This is a genomic window from Pseudomonas frigoris (assembly GCF_047758635.1).
Classification (GTDB): domain Bacteria; phylum Pseudomonadota; class Gammaproteobacteria; order Pseudomonadales; family Pseudomonadaceae; genus Aquipseudomonas; species Aquipseudomonas frigoris.
This window is the reverse complement of record NZ_CP180479.1, coordinates 3,720,720-3,744,068: the sequence shown is the minus strand read 5'-3', so window position 1 is coordinate 3,744,068 and position 23,349 is coordinate 3,720,720. Positions and strand designations below refer to the sequence as shown.

The 23,349-nt window shown below is 60.9% G+C and carries 20 protein-coding genes; 15 read left to right on the top strand and 5 right to left on the bottom strand.

The window, feature by feature from the left end; translation table 11 throughout:
• Window positions 1–410: 410 nt before the first annotated feature.
• Window positions 411–1,601, top strand: a complete 1,191-nt coding sequence (locus tag ACMXYH_RS17170; RefSeq protein ID WP_415764239.1) for an NnrS family protein — start codon at window positions 411–413, stop codon at window positions 1,599–1,601.
• A 25-nt stretch (window positions 1,602–1,626) separates the two neighbouring features.
• Window positions 1,627–2,067, top strand: coding sequence for a CopD family copper resistance protein (locus ACMXYH_RS17165; protein ID WP_149629718.1), 441 nt, complete (start codon window positions 1,627–1,629; stop codon window positions 2,065–2,067).
• Window positions 2,068–2,142: 75 nt separating this feature from the next.
• Here the strand turns inward: ACMXYH_RS17165 and ytfE are convergent, their stop codons facing one another.
• Window positions 2,143–2,817, bottom strand: coding sequence for an iron-sulfur cluster repair protein YtfE (gene ytfE / locus ACMXYH_RS17160; protein WP_415764238.1), 675 nt, complete (start codon window positions 2,815–2,817; stop codon window positions 2,143–2,145).
• A 155-nt stretch (window positions 2,818–2,972) separates the two neighbouring features.
• Between ytfE and norR the strand changes: the two genes are divergently transcribed.
• From norR to ubiT, 7 genes are all read left to right on the top strand, one after another.
• On the top strand, window positions 2,973–4,502 hold the full coding sequence (norR, locus tag ACMXYH_RS17155; RefSeq protein WP_415764237.1) for a nitric oxide reductase transcriptional regulator NorR: 1,530 nt from the start codon (window positions 2,973–2,975) through the stop codon (window positions 4,500–4,502).
• An 88-nt stretch (window positions 4,503–4,590) separates the two neighbouring features.
• Window positions 4,591–5,238 carry a pyridoxamine 5'-phosphate oxidase gene (pdxH, locus tag ACMXYH_RS17150; RefSeq protein ID WP_415764236.1) on the top strand — a complete coding sequence of 216 codons (648 nt, stop codon included), beginning with the start codon at window positions 4,591–4,593 and terminating at the stop codon, window positions 5,236–5,238.
• 226 nt (window positions 5,239–5,464) lie between these two features.
• A complete protein-coding gene (gene moaB / locus ACMXYH_RS17145) occupies window positions 5,465–6,019 on the top strand; it encodes a molybdenum cofactor biosynthesis protein B (RefSeq protein WP_149629722.1) in 555 nt (184 codons plus the stop codon).
• Window positions 6,016–7,251, top strand: coding sequence for a molybdopterin molybdotransferase MoeA (locus tag ACMXYH_RS17140; RefSeq protein ID WP_415764235.1), 1,236 nt, complete (start codon window positions 6,016–6,018; stop codon window positions 7,249–7,251). Before moaB ends, ACMXYH_RS17140 begins: the two co-directional genes overlap by 4 nt.
• A 122-nt stretch (window positions 7,252–7,373) precedes the next feature.
• Entirely contained in the window at window positions 7,374–8,369 is a 996-nt protein-coding gene (gene ubiU, locus ACMXYH_RS17135; RefSeq protein WP_415764234.1) for a ubiquinone anaerobic biosynthesis protein UbiU, read from the top strand.
• A 10-nt stretch (window positions 8,370–8,379) separates the two neighbouring features.
• On the top strand, window positions 8,380–9,270 hold the full coding sequence (locus ACMXYH_RS17130; protein ID WP_415764233.1) for a U32 family peptidase: 891 nt from the start codon (window positions 8,380–8,382) through the stop codon (window positions 9,268–9,270).
• Window positions 9,264–9,734 (top strand): ubiquinone anaerobic biosynthesis accessory factor UbiT, encoded by a 471-nt coding sequence (gene ubiT, locus ACMXYH_RS17125; RefSeq protein WP_415764231.1) that lies wholly within the window; start codon window positions 9,264–9,266, stop codon window positions 9,732–9,734. Before ACMXYH_RS17130 ends, ubiT begins: the two co-directional genes overlap by 7 nt.
• Before the next feature lie 129 nt (window positions 9,735–9,863).
• Here ubiT and ACMXYH_RS17120 read toward each other — a convergent pair whose 3' ends face one another.
• The 4 genes from ACMXYH_RS17120 to ACMXYH_RS17105 form a co-directional block, all read right to left on the bottom strand.
• Entirely contained in the window at window positions 9,864–10,262 is a 399-nt protein-coding gene (locus tag ACMXYH_RS17120; RefSeq protein ID WP_415764230.1) for a putative zinc-binding protein, read from the bottom strand.
• A 74-nt stretch (window positions 10,263–10,336) separates the two neighbouring features.
• Entirely contained in the window at window positions 10,337–11,011 is a 675-nt protein-coding gene (locus ACMXYH_RS17115) for a Crp/Fnr family transcriptional regulator (RefSeq protein WP_033059073.1), read from the bottom strand.
• An 86-nt stretch (window positions 11,012–11,097) separates the two neighbouring features.
• Window positions 11,098–11,745: a two-component system response regulator NarL gene (gene narL / locus ACMXYH_RS17110; protein ID WP_129444700.1), complete on the bottom strand. Its 648-nt coding sequence runs from the start codon at window positions 11,743–11,745 to the stop codon at window positions 11,098–11,100.
• Window positions 11,742–13,544, bottom strand: coding sequence for a HAMP domain-containing protein (locus ACMXYH_RS17105; RefSeq protein WP_415764229.1), 1,803 nt, complete (start codon window positions 13,542–13,544; stop codon window positions 11,742–11,744). The genes narL and ACMXYH_RS17105 overlap by 4 nt, the downstream gene beginning before the upstream one ends.
• 305 nt (window positions 13,545–13,849) lie before the next feature.
• Between ACMXYH_RS17105 and ACMXYH_RS17100 the strand changes: the two genes are divergently transcribed.
• The 6 genes from ACMXYH_RS17100 (at window position 13,850) to narI (ending at window position 23,343) form a co-directional block, all read left to right on the top strand.
• Window positions 13,850–15,154, top strand: a complete 1,305-nt coding sequence (locus tag ACMXYH_RS17100; RefSeq protein ID WP_282482943.1) for an MFS transporter — start codon at window positions 13,850–13,852, stop codon at window positions 15,152–15,154.
• The gene (locus ACMXYH_RS17095; RefSeq protein WP_415764228.1) at window positions 15,132–16,529 is read left to right on the top strand and encodes a NarK family nitrate/nitrite MFS transporter; all 1,398 of its coding nucleotides are present in this window, start codon (window positions 15,132–15,134) and stop codon (window positions 16,527–16,529) included. The genes ACMXYH_RS17100 and ACMXYH_RS17095 overlap by 23 nt, the downstream gene beginning before the upstream one ends.
• Window positions 16,530–16,598: 69 nt before the next feature.
• Entirely contained in the window at window positions 16,599–20,372 is a 3,774-nt protein-coding gene (locus ACMXYH_RS17090) for a nitrate reductase subunit alpha (RefSeq protein WP_415764227.1), read from the top strand.
• A gap of 1 nt (window position 20,373) precedes the next feature.
• Window positions 20,374–21,912, top strand: a complete 1,539-nt coding sequence (gene narH, locus ACMXYH_RS17085; RefSeq protein WP_415764226.1) for a nitrate reductase subunit beta — start codon at window positions 20,374–20,376, stop codon at window positions 21,910–21,912.
• A 2-nt stretch (window positions 21,913–21,914) separates the two neighbouring features.
• Window positions 21,915–22,670: a nitrate reductase molybdenum cofactor assembly chaperone gene (narJ, locus tag ACMXYH_RS17080; protein WP_134420228.1), complete on the top strand. Its 756-nt coding sequence runs from the start codon at window positions 21,915–21,917 to the stop codon at window positions 22,668–22,670.
• Window positions 22,663–23,343, top strand: a complete 681-nt coding sequence (gene narI / locus ACMXYH_RS17075; protein ID WP_128871529.1) for a respiratory nitrate reductase subunit gamma — start codon at window positions 22,663–22,665, stop codon at window positions 23,341–23,343. The genes narJ and narI overlap by 8 nt, the downstream gene beginning before the upstream one ends.
• The last annotated feature ends 6 nt before the right edge of the window (window positions 23,344–23,349 follow it).

Sequence of the window (23,349 nt, the reverse complement as noted above, 5' to 3'; positions counted from 1 at the left end):
TTGTTCGATTGCCGAAAGCTTGAGCAAGACGCGGGCCATGCCTGGAGGCCCTTGTTTATTAGGGTTGTCAGATAAGAGGGTAAAAACGACCACAAGCTTTATGGTTTAAATAACCATTAAAGGGTCATTTGTACCCTGAGCCGATCAGCCCTGTGGGAGCGAGCTTGCTCGCGATAGCGGCGGGTCAGCCGACATTGATGCTGAATGTACCGCTGTCATCGCGAGCAAGCTCGCTCCCACAAGGGCAAACTCCCTCGCCACTGGAAAACGAGAAAGCTGCGGGGCACGCCCCTTGCACACTTGATCTGCGACAAAGGCAATTGATCGTCAATACCCGATCATTGCCCCCGGACTTACCTTGACGCGTGCGGGTTTGCGTCAGGTCAGCAGCAAGGTAAAGGAGTGGTTTTATGCAAGTGCTTGACCGCCGTAAAGCGATGGCCATCGCGCCGCTGTTACGTTTGGCCTTTCGGCCATTTTTCCTCGCCGGCTGCCTGCTGGCCGTGCTGGTCATTCCGCTCTGGCTGGCTGCCTTCAGTGGTGGGCTTTCCGGTTGGCAGCCAGCGGGTGGCTGGCTGGGCTGGCATCGACACGAATTGTTATTCGGGTTCGGCTTGGCGATCATCGCGGGTTTTCTGCTGACGGCCGTGCAAACCTGGACCGGTCGTCCCGGCATCAGCGGGCGACCCCTGGCCGCGCTGGCATTGCTGTGGTTGTTGGCGCGCGCGGCCTGGCTGGTTAATGCTCCGTGGCCGGTGCTTGCGGTACTGGAATTGGCGTTCCCGCTGGCGGTGGCCGCGCTCATGGGTTTCACCCTGTGGAAGGTGCGGCAGACACGTAACTACCCGATTGCGGTGGTGCTGCTGTTGTTAGCGGCGGCCGACGGGTTGTCCCTGTACGGCCTGGTCGAAGGTCATGAAGGCTGGCAGCGTCAAGGCGTGCTGACCGGCCTCTGGCTGGTGGCGGCGATGATGGGGTTGATCGGCGGGCGGGTCATTCCGTTCTTCATCCAGCGCGGCCTCGGCAAGGTCGAAGGCGTTACCCCCTGGCCGTGGCTGGATTGGCTGCTGCTGATTGGCTCACCGCTGGTGGCGTTGTTGTATGCCGCCGGACCTGCGCTTGACCCCAATCTCTGGGTGGGCCTGTTGTTCGCCGCGTTGGCCGCCGGGCATCTGGTGCGTCTGGTTCGCTGGCATGATCGCGCCCTCTGGCGCGTGCCGTTGCTGTGGTCGTTGTACCTGGCGTATGCCTGGTTGGCGGTGGCCTGTCTCGCAATGGCGCTGTGGCATTTCGGCGTGCCGGTGAACCCGAGTCTGGCGGTGCATTGCCTGACGATCGGCGCCATGGGCGGCCTGGTGTTGGCGATGATCGCGCGGGTCAGCCTGGGACATACCGGCCGCTCGCTGGAGCCGCCGTCGGGCATGACTTTGGCGTTCATTTTGCTCAACCTGGCGTGCTTGAGCCGGGTCGTGTTGATCCTGTTCTTTCCCCTGCCTGCGTTGTGGCTGGCCGGTCTGTGTTGGGCGCTGGCGTTTGCGCTGTACGCCTGGCGCTATGGGCCGATGCTGCTGCGAGCCCGGGTGGACGGCCATCCAGGCTAAGCAAGTGAATTGATGGAGGCTGCCGGTGTTATATCCCTTTTTACTGGTCACCCACTTGCTGGCGGCGATTGCCTTCATCGGCACGCTGTTTTTCGAGGTGGTGATCTGGCACCGCGCCCGCCAGCAGTTGGCGGATGCCGCGCAATCGACCGCAGATCAAGCGATTGCAGTGCGTTCGCGCAAGGTGCTGCATGGCGTGGTGTTGCTGTTGTATGGCGCCGGCATCAGCCTGGCGTGGCAGCACCGTGGCGTATTGAGTCAGCCGCTGGCCAGCAGTTTTGGCACGTTACTGAGCCTGAAGATCGTCCTGGCCCTGAGCATCATCGGCCATTACTTCCTGCTGGCGTACTGGCTGAAAAGCGCACGACTGACTGCGCCCCGTGCCAGCTGGATTCGCCGCAGCATCCTCGTGCACATGGTGTTGATCGTGATCCTGGCCAAGGCGATGTTCTATTGGCACGGTTGATCGCCAGCCGTCCCTGACAGACAAAACCCACGTCAACCGGTGGGCTGGCGCGGGTAGGGTGTGAGCGGCAATCGATCAATGACGACGGTTCAAGGCGTTAACAAACAACACGTTGTTTTCCAGATGGATGTGTTGCATCAGGTCGTCACGAAACTCCAGCAGCCCACGATACAGGGCACGCCAGGTGTTACAGGCATCGGGCGGCGGGGTGATGTTGTTGGTCAGTGCGAGCAGCTTTTCGAGGGCTTCGCCATGTTGATCATGTTCAAAGCGCAGCACCTGGATCGGCGGCGCGGCCTGAGGGCCGATGCCCTGTTGCAGCATCGGGAAGAGCACTTGTTCTTCCTTGAGCATGTGGCCTTCGAGTTCTTGTTGCATGTCGGTCAGCAGATCGGCCAGGCCGTTGGGGCAGCTGCTGCGCGGACCGTGGACCTGCTCAACGCGACGGGCCAGGCGGATCAGTTCCGGCAGTTGCTCGCGATGGCGAGCGTGGTAGCGCGCCAGAAGGTGGGCGATCAACAGCTCCGACGGTTCGTTGCGCCAGTCGTGTTGGGTTTCGCCGGTGTCTTGCAGCCGGTGCAGCGCATCGGCAATCAGGACCGGATCGAGGTCTTTGCCAGCGGCTGCTTCGCGCAGGTTTTTATGCCCGCCACAACAGAAGTCCAGTTTGAAGGTGTGAAAAATCCGCGTGGCGCCGGGAATGTCGCAAGCCAGTTGGCCGAGGCTTTGTTCCAGTAGGGTCAGGCTCATCAGGGGTTCCTTGTTTGGATTTCAACGGTTCCCCAGGCTCATTGCATCCGGCATGCCATATTTAACGTGTTGAAAAATAACGCTTATTTATTAGTTGTGGTGATAGGCACCCGGACGCTTTAGGGTGAATCCAACCATAGAGGGTAATAACTACCATGCTGCGTGAAAGCCTGGCGGCCGACCTGATTGTCGAGTTGCCCAATGCTGTGCGGTTGCAACGACTGGTCCAGACCCTGCGCGAGTACTTCAACAGTGGCGCCGTGGGATTGCTGCGTCTGGATGACGACAGCCTGAGGCCGGTTGCGACGGTGGGGCTGGTGCATGAAGCGTTGGGGCGCCGGTTCGTCATCGCCCAGCATCCGCGGCTGGCGGCGATCATGGCGTCGCGCGAACCCACCTGGTTCGAGCCCGACAGTCGCCTGCCGGATCCCTATGACGGCTTGCTCGACAATCACGCCGGCGAACCGATGCCGGTGCACGACTGCATGGGCGTGAGCCTGTACGTGGAGGGGCGGATCTGGGGCGCGATCACCCTCGATGCGCTGCACGCCGGGACCTTCGACAGCCGTGCGCGGGAAGAACTCAAGCGCTGCACCTTGCAGATCGAAGCCGCCGTGCGAGTCACCCGGCTTGAGCAGGAAAACCGCAGCCTGCGCTTGTCCCGCAGCGATATTCAAGACGTGCGCAGGCCGGCTGATGAAGGCGAAATCCTCGGGCAGAGTGAGGTGCTGCATCAGTTGCTCAATGAACTGGACGTACTCGCCGATTCCGAGCTGCCGGTGTTGCTGCTGGGCGAAACCGGCGTCGGCAAAGAGCTGTTCGCCCGGCGCTTGCATCGTCTGTCGCGCCGCAGTCATAAGCCTCTGGTGCAGGTCAACTGCGCCGCTTTGCCGGAGTCTCTGGCAGAGAGTGAATTGTTCGGCCATGTCAAAGGCGCGTTTTCCGGCGCCACCAGTGACCGTGCCGGACGTTTCGATGCGGCCAACGGTGGCACGCTGTTTCTCGACGAAGTCGGTGAATTGCCATTGGCTGTGCAAGCGAAGCTGCTGCGCACCCTGCAGAACGGCGAGATCCAGCGCCTCGGCGCCGACAAGCCGTTGCATGTCGATGTGCGCATCATCGCCGCGACCAACCGGCACCTGCCGGATAGCATCCGCGACGGCTTGTTTCGGGCCGATCTGTATCACCGGCTTTCGGTGTACCCGGTGCCGATTCCGCCGCTGCGCGAGCGGGGCAACGATGTGTTGATGCTGGCCGGGCATTTCCTTGAACTCAATCGGGCGCGGCTCGGCCTGCGCGGTTTGCGTCTGTCGCCGGCGGCCGAGCGGGCGCTGCTGGCTTACAGCTGGCCGGGCAACGTGCGCGAGCTGGAACATGTGATCAGCCGAGCCGCATTGAAGCAGCTCAGTCGCGGCACGAGTCGCACCCTGATCATGACGCTGGAACCCGAGATTCTGGACCTCGACAGTGCCATGGGCGGGCAGGGCGCGGTCGTCGAAAGTCCCCTGGACGTGATGGCTGATGAGCCGTTCCAGCCCCTGGGTGAAGCGGTCGACGATTACCAGCGCAAGAAAATCCTCCAGGCCTTGAGCCTGTCCGGGGAAAACTGGGCCAGCGCTGCGCGGATTCTGGAAGTCGATCCCAGCAACCTGCACAAACTGGCTCGGCGTCTGCGTCTCAAATAAGGCTGGGCATGCTCAGTGTTGATGGTGGTCAAGGTGGTCTTGCGCAGTGCATCGCACACTGGGCAGAACCTTTTTGGAGATCACCGGCATGCCCCTTTCCCTGGCACAGATGCGCCGCAACTACACCCTTTTTGGCCTGCAAGACGAGTCGGAGCTGGACGACCCGATGACCATGTTCCGGCAATGGATGCAACTGGCCCGCGACACCGAGCGCGCGCCTGTCGAAGCCAACAGCATGGTGTTGGCGACGGTCGACAGTGAAGGTCGCCCACACTGCCGGGTCCTGCTGCTCAAGGGCTTGAGCGATGAAGGCTTCACATTTTTCGGCAATTACCAGAGTGACAAAGGCCAGCAACTGGCCGCCAACCCGCATGCCGCCATGACCTTTTTCTGGCCGGGGCTGGAGCGTCAGGTGCGTATCGAAGGCCAGGTCTCCAGGCTCGACCCGACGCTGTCGGATGCGTACTTCGATTCCCGCTCACAGGACAGTCGCCTGGGCGCCTGGGCTTCACCGCAAAGCCGGCCGTTGGCCAATCGCGCCGAGCTTGAATCGCTGTTGATACAAACCACCCAACGTTTTGCCGGCAAGACCGTGCCGCGGCCCGAGCATTGGGGCGGCTACTGCCTGCACCCTGATCGTCTGGAATTCTGGCAAGGCCGTGCCGACCGCTTGCATGACCGTCTCGATTACCGTTTGCGCGATGGTGTATGGCAACGCAATCGCCTGGCGCCTTGAGATCCACTGCGCAGGTCATGTAGCGACGCAGGTCAATGTGGGAGCGGGCTTGCTCGCGAAGGCGGTGTGTCAGTCACCATTGATGTTGCCTGACACACCGCCTTCGCGAGCAAGCCCGCTCCCACAAGTTATGTACCCTGTGGAGGTACCTCCTTGGAGGAATAGGCTCACTGCGGATTCCGGTTCAGGCTTTGTCCCATACCCTCATTCACGGGAAGGCTTGGATATGGCCCATCTGGCGCAACGCACGTTTGAACCGCTGAACATTGCCGTGCTGACCATCAGCGATACGCGCACCTTTGACACCGACACCTCGGGGCAGACCCTGACGGATTTGCTGCAAACGGCCGGGCATGTATTGATCGATCGTGGTCTGGTCAAAGACGACATTTATCAGATCCGCGCCAAGGTCTCCCACTGGATCGCCGACCCTCAGGTTCAAGTGATACTGATGACCGGCGGCACCGGTTTCACCGCGCGCGACAACACTCCGCAAGCGGTTTTGCCGTTGCTGGACAAACACGTGGAAGGCTTCGGCGAATTGTTCCGCCAGGTGTCCCTGGCGGAAATCGGCATGTCCAGTCTGCAGTCACGGGCATTGGCCGGGATGAGCAATGGAGTGCTGGTGTGCTGCGTTCCGGGTTCGCCCGGCGCGTGTCGAACCGCCTGGAACCAGATCCTGCTCGAACAGTTGGACAGCCGCACCGGCCCGTGCAATTTCGCCCCGCATTTGAAGCCGCAAGGGCAACGGGTCATCGACGCCTGCGAGACCCGCTCATGACTGGCCGGGTGTGCGACCTCGGCCACCTGATGCCAGTGGACGAGGCCATCAGCCGTCTGCTGGATCAGGCTCCGCCGCCGCCCCTGGCGCAAAAGATCGGGCTGGATCAGGCCTTGGGGCGGGTGCTGGCGGCGGACATTCATTCCCCCGTCAACCTGCCGGCCTGGGACAACAGTGCCATGGACGGTTATGCCCTCAGGGCCGCTGACCTGCCACCGGACGGTGGCTGTTTGTTGATTGGCGGACGAATCGCGGCGGGGGACCAGGCGTGCTCGCCCTTGCTCGCGCAGCAGACGGTACAGATCTTTACCGGCGCGCCATTGCCGCCGGGTGCCGACACGGTGGTGCCGCAGGAGCGCTGCCGGATCGAGGGCGAGCGTGTCTGGTTTCCGCCCGTAAACGCCGGCGATCACGTGCGCAAGGAAGGTGAGGAGGTTCGCCGAGGAGACCTGTTGCTCCAGGCCGGTAAACGCCTGCGTGCGCAAGAAGTGGGGTTGCTGGCCGGCGCTGGCATTGCGCGGGTCGAGGTTTATCGACCGCTGCAGGTGTGCTTGCTCAGCAGCGGCAATGAACTGTGTGAGCCGGGCGATCCATTGGCGCCGGGGCAGATTTACAACAGCAATCGTTACTGCCTCGCGGCGTTGTTGAGTGGCTGGGGCGTCGAGGTGCATGACTATGGCGTCATGGCCGATGAGTTGGCGGCCAGCCGGCATGCCTTGAGCCTGGCGTCTTCGGAATGCGACCTGCTGTTGAGTTCCGGTGGCGTCTCGGTGGGCGAGGAAGATCACCTCAAACAGGCCATCGAGGAACTCGGCAGTCTGGATTTCTGGCGGCTGGCCATTCAGCCGGGTAAACCGCTGGCCTTCGGCGAAGTGGCCGGAAAACCGTGGATCGGCATGCCGGGAAATCCTTCGGCGGCGCTGATTACCGCGTTGGTGGTGGTGCGTCCGTTCTTGCTCAGGGCACAAGGCGTGGTTGACGTGTTGCCGCGGCCATTGGCCGTGCCCGCCGGGTTCGACTGGTTGCAGCGTAACAAGCGTCGGCAGTACCTGCGGGCTCGGCTGACGCCTGGTGCTGACGGCCAGTTGAGTGTGGAGCTGCACCCTCAGCAAAGCTCGGCGATGTTGACCGCCGCGTGTTGGGCTGACGGGCTGGCGGTGATCGAGTGCGAGCAGCAAGTGCTCAAGCACGACAGCGTGATGTTCCTGTCCTTCGCCGACCTGATGCATTGATCGCAATTGATTGCCGTCAAGGCTCTGCCTGCCGGTCTCGCTAGACTGGCAGCGCCTTTTTCGATCGCTGCGCCACAGGCATCGATTGAGGGTCGAGACGCGATTTTCCATGAGGATTACCCATGCAACTGGTCTGCCCGGCAGGGAACCTGCCTGCGCTAAAAGCGGCGGTGCGCCAAGGCGCCGATGCCGTTTATGTCGGTTTTCGCGATGACACCAATGCCCGGCATTTCGCGGGGCTGAACATGGACGACAAACAGTTCGACGCGGCGGTCGCCCACATTCGCCAGCATCAACGCAAACTCTACGTCGCGGTCAACACGTACCCGCAACCCAAGGGCTGGGAACGCTGGCAGCGCGCGGTCGATCGTGCCGCCGATTTCGGTGTGGATGCGCTGATCGCCGCCGATCCCGGCGTGCTCAACTACGCCAGCCAGCGGCATCCGCAGCTGGCGTTGCACCTGTCGGTCCAGGGCTCGGCGACCCATGCCGCGGCATTGGAGTTTTATGCGCAGCGCTACGGGATTCGTCGCGCGGTGCTGCCGCGGGTGTTGTCGCTGGCGCAGGTACGCCAGGTGGCTGCGAGTAGCCCGGTGCCCATCGAAGTGTTTGGCTTCGGCAGCTTGTGCATCATGGCCGAAGGGCGTTGCCATCTGTCGTCCTACATTACCGGCGAGTCGCCAAACCTGTGCGGTGTCTGTTCGCCAGCCAAAGCGGTGCGCTGGAGCGAAGACGCTGAAGGCTTGAGCGCACGGCTCAGTGAAGTGCTGATCGACTGTTACACCCCTGATGAACCCGCCGGTTACCCAACCCTGTGCAAAGGCCGCTTCCTGGTCGGCGGCAAACGCTTTCATGCACTGGAAGAACCCACCAGCCTCGACACTCTGGACTTGCTGCCGGAATTGACGGCCATCGGCGTCGAAGCGATCAAAATCGAGGGCCGGCAACGCAGCCCGGCCTATGTGGAGCAAGTCACCCGCGTCTGGCGCGCGGCACTGGATGCCCATCGTGGCTCGCCGGGCAGTTTTCGGGTCAAGGACGAATGGCGCCGGGTGCTGGCCGGTTTGTCCGAAGGCAGCCAGACCACCCTGGGTGCTTACCATCGATCATGGCAATGAGGGAGGCGACATGAAGCTCAGCCTTGGACCGGTCCTGTTTTATTGGGACAAAGAGCAACTCAGCAACTTTTACGCCGAGATGTCGGCCTTACCCCTGGATGTGATTTATCTGGGGGAAACCGTGTGTTCGAAACGCCGGGCCTTTTCACTGGATCAATGGCTGGGTCTGGGGCGCGAGTTGCAGGAATGCAGCCAGGCACAGTTGGTGATCTCGAGCCTGACGCTGATCGAAGCAGCGTCCGAGCTCTCCAGCCTGCGGCGGCTCTGCGACAACGGCCAATTGCTGGTGGAGGCCAACGACATGGGCGCGGTGCAGTTTCTGGCCGAGCGCAAGCTGCCGTTCGTGGGCGGTCCGGCGCTGAATTTGTACAACGGTCATACGCTCGCGCAACTGCTGGACTGCGGGATGACCCGTTGGGTGCCGCCAGTGGAGTGTTCGGCGGCGCTGATTGGCGATGTGCTCGATCAGGTGCGCGAACTGGGCCGTGAGGTTCCGGAAGTTGAAATCTTTGCCTATGGGCATTTGCCGTTGGCCTATTCCGCGCGCTGTTTCACCGCTCGGGCGGAAAACCGGCCCAAGGACGACTGCCAGTTTTGCTGCATCAACTACCCCGACGGCCTGCCGTTGACCAGTCAGGAAGGGCAGGCGCTGTTCACCATCAACGGTATTCAAACGATGTCGGCCGAGGTGACCAATCTGCTGGCGGATTACACCGGGCTGGTGGCCTGTGGCGCTGACTTGTTGCGTCTGAGCCCTCGCGCTCAGGGCATGGCCGAGGTCATTGCCGCCTATCAACGGGTACGTTTGGGCGAGACGCCGCCGCTGTTCGTCGACGGTTGCAACGGCTACTGGCATGGCCAGGCCGGTATGTTGCGCGTCGAGGAGGTCGGCCTGTGTTGAATCGGAAAAAGTGGCTGTTGAAAGGTGCCGACCGGTTGTTGCCGCTGGTGCGCCGGGTGCCTTTTGCGGTGCAGCGCCTGGCGTTGCAGCAGGCGCTCAATCGCTGCCTCGCCGAGCCGTTGCGCGATGGTGAATTCGAGGTGTTGCGCGGGCGTTGGATGTGCCTGCGGATTCCGGACCTGGGGTTGTCCTGGTTCCTGACGCTGACCCGTGAAGGGTTGCGAATTGCTGAGCGCGCCAACGCGCACGTGACCATCAGCGGTAACTGGCGCGAGTTTTTATTGCTGGCCAGCCGTCAGGAAGATCCGGACACGCTGTTCTTTCGCAGGCGTCTGGTGATCGAGGGTGATACGGAGTTGGGGCTGGCGCTGAAGAACTTGATCGACAGCCTTGATCCTGATGTGTTGCCGGTGTGGCTGTGGCGCAATCTGGAGCGGGCAGGGAAGGGGTTGGCGGCGCAGTAGAACCTGCGCCCCCCGATCCACTGTGGGAGCGAGCTTGCTCGCGATGACGGCGGCACATTCAACATTGATGTCGACTGTTCTACCGCTATCGCGAGCAAGCTCGCTCCCACAGTGGTTTTTCGTTGGCCGTCAGGCCAAAGTTTCCTGCTGGTTTACATGCTGCCGAGCATCACTGGCAATCAACTGCTTGATCCCTTCAAACAACTCATCCCCCTGCGCCTGCGTGCAGTCCTCGCCGTAGCGCTTACGCAACCCGTAATGGCTAAGAATCAAGTGCACATCCGCGTGCAGACCATGCTGCTTCAGGCAGTTTTCAACGCATTGCAACGGGCAACCATCCAGCGCAAAAATCCGCCGTCCCGAGCGTGCCTTGTTGACCAGTGCCGCCACATGCCCGCCAACCCCGACGATGCAGGACATTTCAGCCAGGCCACTGCGATCAAGCCGCACGGCCAGGGTGTTGGCCAGTTGGGCGACGTTGGAGCAGCCTGAGCAAGAGTAAATCAGAGGCAAGGTTGAACGGGACATGAGCGCTCTCCATGGATGGACTTCTTCAGTGTGCAAGGCCGGTGGCGTTGCGCATTGACTGCGGTCAATTCCGTCTACTGGAAGGCCGCCAGATCCTCTTCGGCGAGGATGCTGATGTTGCGCCGTTCCATCGCGATCAGGCCGCTGTCCACCAGTCGGTGCAAGATCCGCGAAAAGGTTTCCGGCTGGATACCCAGCTTCGAGGCGACCAGGCGTTTGGACACCTGCAAGACAATCAAGCCGCTGACCGGGTTGCGTTCCTGGAACAGAAAGTTGATCACCCGACGGCTCGCACTGGCCATGGTCAAGGTGTCGATGTCGCGAAGACGCAGATGCAAATGCACGCTCATGCTCGCCAGGATCGCCAGGCAAACTTTCGGCTGGTCTTCCAGGGCGTTGCGGTAATGGCTGCCCTCGATACTCACCAGCACGCTGTCCTTCAGCGCCGTGGCGCTCACCGGGTAGAGACGGGCCTGGCTGAACAGCAAGGCTTCGGCAAAGGTCTGGCCGGGCTGAATGATCTCCACCAGGTTTTCCTGACCTTCGCCGGTAAGCCGGTACAACTTGATCTGGCCGCTGACCAGCAGGAAAAAGCGCTTGGCCGGATCGCCTTGGTGCATGAGTGTGCTGTGACAGGCCAGGCGTTTGAGCATCGCCAGGCCGCAGACTTCCTCGAAGATTTTCTCCGGGAGCTGGCTGAACAGATGATGACGGCGCAACGTTAAAACGATGGAAGGGTGGGTCAGCATGGCGTACCTCCGCTGACGCTCATAGTAGAGAGCGCCGGACGGATGACCTATGCCTCTGCCGGCCTACCTCCAAGGAGGCATGCCCGTCAGCCGGCATTGCGCAGATGCTCCATGGCCCACACCGCCGCCTCGACCCGCGAGCGCAAGCCGAGTTTGTGCAGCAGGTTTTTCACGTGAACCTTGACCGTGCCTTCGGTGATGCCCAGCTTGTGCCCGATGACTTTGTTGCTGAAGCCGCTGGCGATGGTTTTCAACACCTGGCGTTCACGCTCGGTCAGTTCCACCACGGTCTGACGCTGCGGTGAGCGCAGCGCCTGGGCCATGACTTGGGTCAGCCCCGGGCTGATCACCAATTCGCCGTTCAAGGCATTGCGGATGTACTGAATCAACAGTTCGGGCTCCATGTCCTTGAGCAGGTAGCCGTCGGCATCCAGACGCAGCGCGTCGCGAATATCGTCTTCGGCATCCGAGACCGTAAACAGCAGCACCTTGCCGGTGTAGTGCATCGCCCGTAATTGGCGCAGGGTTTCAATGCCATTCATCAGCGGCATGTTGTTGTCGAGCAACACCAGGTCCGGTTGCAGCGGCTCGATCAGTCCGAGCGCTTCTTCACCGTTGCTGGCTTCACCGACGATCAGGAAATCGTCTTCGAGTTCGAGCATCTGGCGGATGCCATGCCGCATCATCGGGTGGTCGTCGACCAGCAGGATGGTGTGTTGCAGGGACGGGTTCATGTGACGCTACCTTCTGTTTGCTGCCCGAGAAACTCCGGGTGGAATTCCAGTTGGACGAGGGTGCCTTGCGGCTCCCTGGAGCCTATTTCGAGTTGACCGCGCAAGCTGCGGGCCCGCTCATCCATGATTTTCAGGCCATGGTGTTCGCGTTGGTCGACGTTGCCGCTGAAGCCGCGCCCGTCGTCTTCGACGATGAGCCTCACGGTTTCACCGTCCTGACGCAGTTGCAGCCAGGCGTTTTGCGCATGGGCGTGGCGCAGGCAGTTGGAGAGCGCCTCGCGGGTGATCTGCAAGATGTGGATTTGCTCGCTGGCCGATAACTGAAAGGCCAGTGCGTCGACGTGCAGGTGCACCTGGAATTCCCCGCGACGGGAGAACTCCTCGGCGGTGTCCTTGAGTTCCTGCACCAGCCCCGCATCGTGAATCTGCAAGCGAAAGGTGGTCAGCAACTCGCGTAACTGGCGGTAGGCATTGTTCAGCCCCTCGCGCAGTTCGGCAGCCACGTTTTCCAGGGTTTCGACCGGTTCGCCACGACGCATCAGGGTTTGCAGGCGGCTGACTTGCAGCTTCATGTAGGACAGGGCCTGGGCCAGTGAGTCGTGCAGTTCGCGGGCGATGATCGTGCGCTCGTCGAGCAGCAGCAGGCGATGATCCTGTTCCCGTTGACGCTTGAGCGAGAGCGAGGTGCCGATCAGGTTGGCCAAGGCCTGGATCAGTTGGGTTTCCCAGGCTTGCGTCGGGTGCCCGTCGACAAAATGCGCCTTGAGTTCACCCAGTTCGCTGCCCTGATTGCTGATGCTGAAGGTTTGCGGGCTGGCTTTATGGTGCTTCTGACACGTGGCGCAATCGCTGCTGGCGCAGACTTCCCGGATGTTCGCACCGTGGAGGGCGAGCAACTGCTGGGCCGGTGCCTGCAATTGCCCTTGCAGACACAGCGACAGGCGCAAGCCGGGCAGGCGCTGCTGGAAGCGTCGGATCAACTCATCCAACCCTTCGGCATTGGCCAGGCGAGTGGCCAGGCTTCGACTGCTTTGGTACAGCAACTCGAGGGCGGCATTGGCTTGTTGCAGGTTCAGGGTTTTTTGCTGGACCTGACTCTCAAGGGTGCGATGCGAGTCTTCGATCGTCTCGGCCATGGCGTTGAAGCTCATGGCCAACTGGCCCAGTTCGTCTTGGGACTGATGGTTGACCCGCACCTTGAAATCGCCGCGACGAAAGCGCTGGGTCGCATCCACCAACTCTTTCAAGGGCATGACGACCCCGTACTGCAATTCGTAGAGCCCAATCAGCAGGACGAACAGGGTGGTGAACAGGGCCAGGCCCTGGATCACCTGTTGCCAGCCTTGCTTCTGTTCGCTTTGGCGCTGTAACAGGTTGACGAACTGGTTCAGTTGTTCAATGAAGGGCAGGGCCTGGACCTGAAAATAGGCGGCATCACCGCGCTCCAGTGCCGGACGCAAATCCTCGTTCCAGTGTTGCTGGATTTGCCCATAGCTGATTTGCAGGGCGGCGGTCGGGCCATCTTCCAGCACAGCCTTGAGCGACTGGCTGGTGAGACGGGTTTGCAGGCTGTCGGTGATGGCGATGATTTCTTCGCCGGTTGCACCTGCGGCCAGTTTCCAGCTCAGGTGGTAAGTCTCCATACGCACCGAGCCTGCAGTGTTGATGGCGGCCGCATCGCCCTGGCTGAACCAGGCGATCAGTCCGGCGCTCAACGAGCTGGCGAGGGCGAGCACGGCGATCAGGATCACCGCCAGCCCGGCGCGAGCGGGCAGGGAGCTGCGCAACCAGCGGATCATCAGCGCAGGTCTCGGAGAAAGACAGGAAAACAGAGCATGTGCAGCTCCAGGGTGGGGTTTTGCCGCCGATCCCGGGCGCGCTACCTCTAAAGAGTTGTCGACTGATCCTTGTCAGCAAAAACCTTGGCAGGAAACCTTAAGACGCTGATAAACCGCCGGTTTTAGGGTTTCCCTGTACTACCTCCTTGGAGGTAGACAGCACAAGCATAGGCCTATGCCCCCTAGGGCTTCGTTGACATGGATCAAGTTTTTGCGGGGTTCGCCTCTCTAGTCTGCCGCCATGGCTAATTGATTGGAGAGCATTTGTGAACCCACCGCGTGTACGACAAGGCTTGGTGCTGGGCATGAGCACGCTGGCCTTCACTGTGTGTTTCATGGTCTGGATGATGTTTGCCGTGCTCGGTGTACCGATCAAGGACCTTCTCCAGCTCAACGAAACCCAGTTCGGCCTGCTGGCCGCGACCCCGGTGCTGACCGGCTCGCTGGTGCGTTTGCCACTGGGACTGCTGACCGACCGTTTTGGCGGGCGCAGCGTGTTCTTCCTGCTGATGCTGGCCTGCGTGACGCCGCTGTACCTGATCAGTCATGCCACCGCTTACTGGCAGTTCCTGGTGCTGGGCTTGTTCGTCGGCCTGGCCGGCGGCTCGTTCTCGGTCGGGATTGCCTACGTCGCCAAATGGTTCGACAAAGAGAATCAGGGTTTTGCGATGGGCATCTTCGGTGCCGGTAACGCCGGAGCCGCGGTCACCAAGTTTCTCGCCCCGGCGCTGATTGCTGCCGGCAGCTGGCAGCTGGTGCCGAAAGTCTTCAGCGCGATCCTGTTTATTACTGCGCTGTTGTTCTGGTTCCTCAGCGCAGAAAACAAGGACCACCGCAGTGCCACCGGCGCCAGTTTGCGTGAGCAACTCAGCTCGCTGAAGGACCCGGCGGTGTGGCGCTACTGCCAGTACTACTCGATCGTCTTCGGTGGTTATGTCGCCCTCGCACTGTGGATGACCAAGTACTACGTGCAGGAATACGGTTTCAGCCTGCAAAGCGCGGCGCTGCTGGCGGCGTGTTTTTCCCTGCCCGGTGGCGTGCTGCGTGCCGTCGGCGGCTGGATGTCGGATCGCTGGGGTGCGCAAAGCGTGACCTGGTGGGTGTTGTGGGTCAGCTGGATCTGCCTGTTCCTGCTCTCGTATCCGCAGACCCAACTGCAAGTGCAAACGATCAACGGCCCGGTGGACTTCCACATCGGCCTCAATCCCGCGCTGTTCACCGTGCTGCTGTTCGTCATGGGCATCGCCTTCGCGTTCGGCAAGGCCTCGGTCTTCAAGTACATCGCCAACGACTACCCGAAAAACATGGGCGCGGTGTCCGGCATCGTCGGCCTCGCAGGTGGCCTGGGCGGGTTCGTGTTGCCAATCCTGTTCGGCGCCCTGGTGGACCTCACCGGCGTGCGCTCTTCCTGCTTCATGTTGATGTACGGCGTGGTCTGGGTCTCCCTCACCTGGATGTACTTCAGCGAAATACGCAAAAGCGCGGTGCTGGGTAAAGCGCCGCTGCTGACCCCGTCCCCGATTTCCAGCATTGCCCTAGGAGAAGAACATGTCCGTTCTGCAAAAGCCTGACAAAGGCCCGGTCATTCATGACTGGCGCCCCGAGGACCCAGCATTCTGGGGACGTAGCGGCAAACAGACCGCCACGCGCAACTTGTGGATTTCCATTCCTGCGCTGCTGCTGGCTTTTGCAGTGTGGATGGTCTGGAGCACGGTGATCGTGCGTCTGAACGCCATCGGTTTCACCTTCACCACCGACCAACTGTTCTGGCTGGCGGCGTTGCCGGGGCTGTCCGGTGCGACCTTGCGCGTCTTCTATTCCTTTATGGTGCCGATCTTCGGTGGCCGTCGCTGGACGGCCCTGAGCACCGCGTCCCTATTGTTGCCATCGATCTGGATGGGCTTCGCCGTGCAGGACCCGAGCACCTCCTACAGCGTGTTCGTGTTGATTGCCTTGCTCTGCGGTTTTGGTGGCGGCAACTTCGCCTCGAGCATGTCCAACATCAGCTTCTTCTACCCCAAGTCGCAACAGGGCACAGCCCTTGGCCTCAATGCCGGGCTGGGTAACCTGGGCGTTTCGGTGATGCAGTTCTGTGTGCCGCTGGTGATTACCTTCGGTGTGTTCGGTTTCATGGGCGGCTCGCCGCAAGCGCTGCCGGACGGCGGTCAGTTGTGGTTGCAGAACGCCGGTTTCATCTGGGTGCCGTTTATTGTCCTGGTGACGGTGCTGGCCTGGTTCGGCATGAATGACTTGTCCAGTGCCCGCGCTTCTTTCAGCGAGCAGGCCGTCATCTTCAAACGCAAACACAACTGGCTGATGTGCTGGTTGTACCTGGCGACCTTCGGTTCGTTCATCGGTTTCTCTGCCGCGTTTCCGTTGCTGATCAAAACCTCGTTCCCTGATGTCATCGCGTTGAAATTCGCCTTCCTCGGCCCGTTGGTAGGTGCGCTGGTACGCCCATTGGGCGGCTGGCTGGCGGACAAGCTCGGTGGCGCGAAAGTGACCTTGTGGAACTTCGTGACAATGATCGTGATGGTCTTCGGCGTCATGCACTTCCTGCCGCAGAACGGTGAGCCCGGCAACTTCTACGGCTATCTCGGCATGTTCATGCTGCTGTTCATTACCACCGGCATCGGCAACGGCTCCACCTTCCGCATGATCCCGGTGATCTTCCGCACCCAGCATGAAAAAGCCTCGGCCGGCAAACCACCCGCCGTGCGCGAACAAGCGCTGAAGAATGCCGGCAAAGAGTCAGCCGCCGTCCTGGGCTTCAGTTCGGCCATGGGCGCCTTCGGTGCGTTCTTCATTCCCAAATCCTTCGGCACTTCGATGGCCCAGACCGGCGGCCCGGAGATGGCCTTCTACATGTTCGTCGGCTTTTACCTGAGCTGCATCGTGGTGACCTGGTGGTGGTACGCGCGCAAAGGCGCTGCGACACCCTGCTAAGACGACCCGAATCCAACCATTGCGTGGGCGGGGCACAGAACCCCGCAGCAAGCCTGAGAGGACTACACCGTGAGTCATTTACTGGATCAACTGAAGTTTTTCAATCGCAAGCAAAACGAGTTTTCCGACGGTCATGGCGAGACCCGCAAAGAGTCTCGCGACTGGGAAAACGTCTACCGTTCACGCTGGCAGTACGACAAGATCGTGCGTTCCACCCACGGGGTGAACTGCACCGGCTCGTGCTCGTGGAAAATCTACGTCAAGAACGGCCTGATCACCTGGGAAACCCAGCAGACCGACTACCCGCGTACCCGTAACGATCTGCCGAACCATGAGCCCCGTGGCTGTCCGCGTGGTGCCAGTTACAGCTGGTACATCTACAGCGCCAACCGGCTCAAGTACCCGAAAATCCGCAAGCCGTTGCTCAAGCTCTGGCGCGATGCGCGGCAAACCATGGCGCCGGTGGAAGCCTGGGCCAGCATTGTCGAGGACAAGGTCAAGGCCGACTCCTATAAAAGCAAACGCGGCATGGGTGGCTTCATTCGCTCCAACTGGGAGGAAGTCAACGAGATCATCGCTGCGGCCAACGTCTATACGATCAAGCAATACGGCCCTGACCGGATCGTCGGCTTCTCGCCGATCCCGGCCATGTCGATGGTCAGCTACGCCGCAGGTTCGCGTTACCTGTCGCTGATCGGTGGCGCCTGCCTGAGCTTCTACGACTGGTACTGCGACTTGCCACCGGCCTCGCCGATGGTCTGGGGCGAGCAGACCGACGTGCCGGAATCGGCCGACTGGTACAACTCCAACTACATCATTGCCTGGGGCTCCAACGTCCCGCAGACCCGCACCCCCGATGCGCACTTCTTCACCGAAGTCCGTTACAAGGGCACCAAGACGGTCGCGATCACTCCGGATTACTCGGAAGTCGCCAAGCTCACCGACCTGTGGCTGAACCCTAAACAAGGCACCGATGCGGCGCTGGCCCAGGCGTTCAACCATGTGATCTTCAAAGAATTCCACCTGGATAAACCGAGCGCCTATTTCACCGACTACGCCAAGCGCTTCACCGATTTGCCAGTGCTGGTGCTGCTCAAGCAAATGGTCGACAAGGCACCGGGCGCCGGTTACCAGCCGGACCGCTTCCTGCGCGCCAGTGACCTGACCGACAACCTCGGCCAGGAAAACAACCCGGAATGGAAAACCATCGCCCTGGATGTCAGCGGCGAACTGGTGTCCCCTCAGGGTTCCATCGGTTATCGCTGGGGCGAGAAGGGCAAGTGGAACATCCTGCCCCGTGAAGGCGGTGAAGGCCGTGAGATCGATCTGACGCTGAGCCTGATCGGCGATGACGTCGCCGAAGTGGCGTTCCCGTATTTTGCCGGCGAGTCCCACGAGCACTTCCAGCACGTGGCCGGCGATGCCGTGCAATACCGCCGCGTGCCGGTGCATAACGTGGTGCTGGCGGATGGCAGCGTGGCCAAAGTCGCCACCGTGTTCGACCTGTCGGCCGCCAACCTCGCCATCGATCGCGGCCTCGGCGGCGATAATGTGGCCAAGGATTACGACGACGCCTCGGTGCCCGGCACCCCGGCCTGGCAGGAGCAGATCACCGGCGTCAGCCGCGAGAAAGCTATCCAGATTGCCCGTGAGTTCGCCGACAACGCCGACAAGACCAAGGGTCGCTCGATGATCATCGTCGGCGCGGCGATGAACCACTGGTACCACATGGACATGAACTACCGCGGACTGATCAACATGCTCATGCTCTGCGGCTGTGTCGGTCAGACCGGCGGCGGTTGGGCGCACTACGTCGGTCAGGAAAAACTCCGTCCGCAATGCGGCTGGCTGCCTCTGGCGTTCGGCCTGGACTGGAACCGTCCGCCTCGCCAAATGAACGGCACCAGCTTCTTCTACGCCCACAGTTCGCAGTGGCGTCACGAGAAGATGAGCATGCACGACGTGCTCTCGCCGCTGGCGGATAAATCAAAATTCCCCGAGCATGCCCTGGACTACAACATCCGCGCCGAACGCGCCGGCTGGTTGCCCAGCGCACCGCAACTCAACACTAACCCTTTGCACATTTGCCGCGACGCGGCTGCGGCCGGCATGGACCCGAAAGACTACGTGGTCAAGTCGCTGCAGGACGGTTCGCTGCGCTTCTCCTGCGAACAGCCGGACAGCCCGGTGAACTTCCCGCGCAACATGTTCATCTGGCGTTCCAACCTGCTGGGCTCCTCGGGCAAGGGCCACGAGTACATGCTCAAGTACCTGCTCGGCACCAAAAACGGGGTAATGAACGAAGACATCGGCCAGGTCGGTGACTGCAAACCCGAAGAAGCCGAATGGGTCGACGAGGGCGCCATCGGCAAGCTCGATCTGGTCACCACCCTAGACTTCCGCATGTCCTCGACCTGCGTCTATTCCGACATCGTGTTGCCGACCGCAACCTGGTACGAAAAAGACGACATGAACACCTCGGACATGCACCCGTTCATTCACCCGTTGTCAGCCGCGATCGACCCGGCGTGGGAATCGCGTTCCGACTGGGAAATCTACAAAGGCATCGCCAAGGCGTTCTCCAGCATGTCCGAAGGGCACCTGGGCGTTGAAAAGGACCTGGTAACCATCCCGTTGATGCACGACAGCGTCGGCGAACTGGCCCAACCGTTTGGCGGCACCGACTGGAAAAGCGCCGGCGTGGCTCCGGTGCCGGGCAAGAACGCACCGAACCTGCACGTGGTCGAGCGTGACTACCCGAACATCTACAAACAGTTCTCGTCCCTCGGGCCATTGCTGGAGAAACACGGCAACGGCGGCAAGGGCATCAACTGGAACACCGAAGACGAAGTGAAATTCCTCGGTGAACTCAATCACAAAGAAGGCGATGCCGGTATCAGTCACGGCCGTCCGAAAATCGACACGGCCATCGACGCCGCTGAAGTGATTCTGTCCCTGGCGCCGGAAACCAACGGCCAGGTTGCCGTGAAGGCCTGGGCTGCATTGTCGGAATTCACCGGTATCGACCACAGCCACCTGGCGCTGTCCAAGGCCCACGAGGCGATTCGTTTCCGCGACATTCAGGCACAGCCGCGCAAGATCATTTCCAGCCCGACCTGGTCAGGGCTCGAAGACGATCACGTCAGCTACAACGCCGGTTACACCAACGTTCACGAAGGGATTCCATGGCGCACCATCACCGGTCGCCAGCAGTTCTACCAGGATCACCCGTGGATGCAGGCGTTCGGCGAGCAACTGATGAGTTATCGGCCGCCGGTCAACACCCGCACCATCGAAGGGGTGAAAGGCAAGCGCAGCAATGGCGAGATCGAAATCGTCCTGAACTGGATCACCCCGCACCAGAAATGGGGCATCCACAGCACCTACAGCGACAACTTGCTGATGCTCACCCTCAGCCGTGGCGGGCCGATTGTCTGGCTCTCGGAGAACGACGCAAAACGCGCCGGTATCGAGGACAACGACTGGATCGAGTGCTTCAACATCAACGGTGCACTGACTGCCCGTGCGGTGGTCAGCCAACGGGTCAAGGACGGCATGGTGATGATGTACCACGCCCAGGAACGGATCGTGAACGTGCCCGGTTCGGAAACCACCAAGACCCGTGGCGGTCACCACAACTCGGTCACCCGAGTGGTGCTCAAGCCGACCCACATGATCGGCGGCTATGCCCAGCAGGCCTACGGTTTCAACTATTACGGCACGGTCGGTTGCAACCGCGATGAATTCGTTGTGGTGCGCAAAATGTCCAAAGTCGACTGGCTCGATGGTTCAAGTGGCGATGACCTGCCGCGTCCACTGCCGACCGATATTGAGGAGAACTGAGATGAAGATTCGCTCACAAATCGGCATGGTTCTGAACCTGGACAAATGCATCGGTTGCCACACTTGCTCGATCACCTGCAAAAACGTCTGGACCAGCCGCGAAGGCATGGAATACGCCTGGTTCAACAACGTCGAATCGAAACCCGGGATCGGCTACCCGAAAGAATGGGAAAACCAGGACAAGTGGAAGGGCGGCTGGATCCGCAATGCCAACGGCACGATCAACCCGCGCATCGGCGGTAAATTCCGCGTGTTGGCGAACATTTTCGCCAACCCGGACCTGCCGAGCCTCGACGACTACTACGAACCGTTCGACTTCGATTACCAGCACCTGCACACCGCGCCGCTGGGCGAGCACCAGCCCACTGCGCGCCCGCGTTCGCTGATCTCCGGTAAGCGCATGGAGAAGATCGAGTGGGGCCCGAACTGGGAAGAAATCCTCGGCACCGAATTCGCCAAGCGCCGCAAGGACAAGAACTTCGACAAGATCCAGGCGGACATTTACGGCGAGTACGAAAACACCTTCATGATGTATTTGCCGCGCCTCTGCGAGCACTGCCTCAACCCGACGTGCGCCGCGTCGTGCCCGAGCGGTGCGATCTACAAGCGTGAAGAAGATGGCATCGTCCTGATTGACCAGGAGAAATGCCGTGGCTGGCGGATGTGCATCAGCGGCTGTCCGTACAAGAAGATCTATTTCAACTGGAAGAGCGGCAAGTCCGAGAAATGCATCTTCTGCTACCCGCGTATCGAAGCCGGGATGCCGACCGTTTGCGCAGAAACCTGCGTCGGGCGCATTCGCTACCTCGGTGTGCTGCTATATGACGCCGATCGCATCAGCGAAGTGGCAAGCACCGCCAATGAGCAGGACCTGTACGAGAAACAACTGGAGATCTTCCTCGATCCGAATGACCCGGCGGTGATTCGCCAGGCTCTGGAAGACGGTGTACCGCAATCGGTGATCGATTCAGCGCAACGTTCGCCGGTCTACAAAATGGCCGTGGACTGGAAACTTGCACTGCCGCTGCACCCGGAATACCGCACCTTGCCGATGGTTTGGTACGTACCGCCACTGTCGCCGATCCAGAACGCTGCCACTGCCGGCACCGTCGGTATGAACGGGGTGATCCCGGACGTCGACAGCCTGCGTATTCCACTGAAGTACCTGGCCAACCTGCTGACGGCGGGCGATGAAAAACCGGTCAAGCGTGCGCTTAAACGCTTGCTGGCGATGCGCGCCTACAAACGTTCCGAGCAAGTCGATGGCGTTCAGGACCTGCAAGTGCTGAAGGATGTCGGTTTGAGCGTGGCCCAGGTCGAGGAGATGTATCGCTACCTGGCAATTGCCAACTATGAAGACCGCTTTGTGGTACCGAGCGCGCACCGTGAAGACGCCATGAGCGACGCTTTTGCCGAGCGCTCCGGGTGTGGCTTCAGTTTCGGCAGCGGCTGTAGCGGCAGTTCCGACACCAACATGTTCGGGGCCAAGAAAGCCAACCGCCGCGACATCCTGAAAACCGTCCAGTTGTGGGAGGAATGAGCATGCAAATTCTCAAAGTGATTTCGCTGCTGCTCGATTACCCGACCGAGACGCTGATTGGCGGTCGCGACGAACTGGAGCAAGCGATCATCCAGTCACGGGAAATCAGCCCGACGCAGCGCGGTGCGTTGTTCGAATTGCTCGAGCTGATCTGCGCCAATGACCTGATGGACGGGCAGGAGCACTACGGTGCGCTGTTCGGTCGGGGGCGCTCGTTGTCGCTGCTGTTGTTCGAGCATGTGCACGGCGAATCCCGCGACCGTGGCCAGGCCATGGTCGACATGATGGCGCAATACGAAGAAGCCGGTTTTGCCATCGGCGTCAAAGAGTTGCCCGATTACATCCCGCTGTACCTGGAGTTCCTCTCCACCCGCGAAGACATCGAGGCCCGGGAGGGCCTCGCGGATGTTTCGCACTTGCTGGCCTTGCTCGCCGCGCGTCTGGAAGAGCGCGAAAGCGCCTATGCCAGTTGCTTCCGGGCGCTACTGCAAATTGCCGGGGCCGAGCCGCATCAGGCGGTCGCCGACCTGCGGGCGCAGGTCGCGGCGGAACCTCGCGACGACTCCCTCGAAGCCCTCGACAAGATCTGGGAAGAGGAGGCCGTGGACTTTCTCCAGGCTGAACAGCAGGACCGCTGCAGTGGACTGCCAAGCGCACCGGGCAAGGCCCGTGAGGAAAGCGCGGTGCCGTTGCACTGGGTGGATTTTCAGCATGAAGGGCTGGCCGCTGTGCCAGCCAAGGAGGTAGGCAATGTCTAAATGGAATCTGTTGTTGTTCGGGGTCTATCCCTACGTCGCCCTGGCGATTTGCCTGATTGGCAGCTGGGCGCGCTTCGATCTGTCGCAATACACCTGGAAGGCGGGCTCCAGCCAGATGCTCAATCAGCGCGGCATGCGCGTGGCGAGCAACTTCTTCCACATCGGTGTGTTGTTCGTGCTGGCCGGACACTTCGTCGGCCTGCTGACCCCAGCGTCGATTTATCACCATGTGATCAGCACTGAGAACAAGCAGTTGCTGGCAATGGTCTCGGGCGGGTTCTTCGGCCTGCTGTGCCTGATCGGCCTGCTGATGCTGGTTAACCGGCGGCTCAGCGACCCTCGGGTTCGCGCGACTTCCAGCCCTTCGGACATCCTGATTCTGCTGGTGCTGCTCGCGCAATTGCTGCTCGGTCTGCTGACCATCGTCGCGTCCACCGGGCACATGGACGGCTCGGTAATGGTGATGCTCGCCGATTGGGCGCAGAACACCGTGCTGTTGCGTCCGGTAGAAGCAGCGGCGGCCATCGCGCCGGTCGGGCTGATCTACAAGTTGCATGTGTTTCTCGGTTTGACCCTGTTTGTGCTGTTCCCCTTCACCCGTCTCGTACACATGATCAGCGCACCGATCTGGTACCTGGGGCGTCGTTATCAAATCGTTCGTCAGAAGTACTGAGGAGAC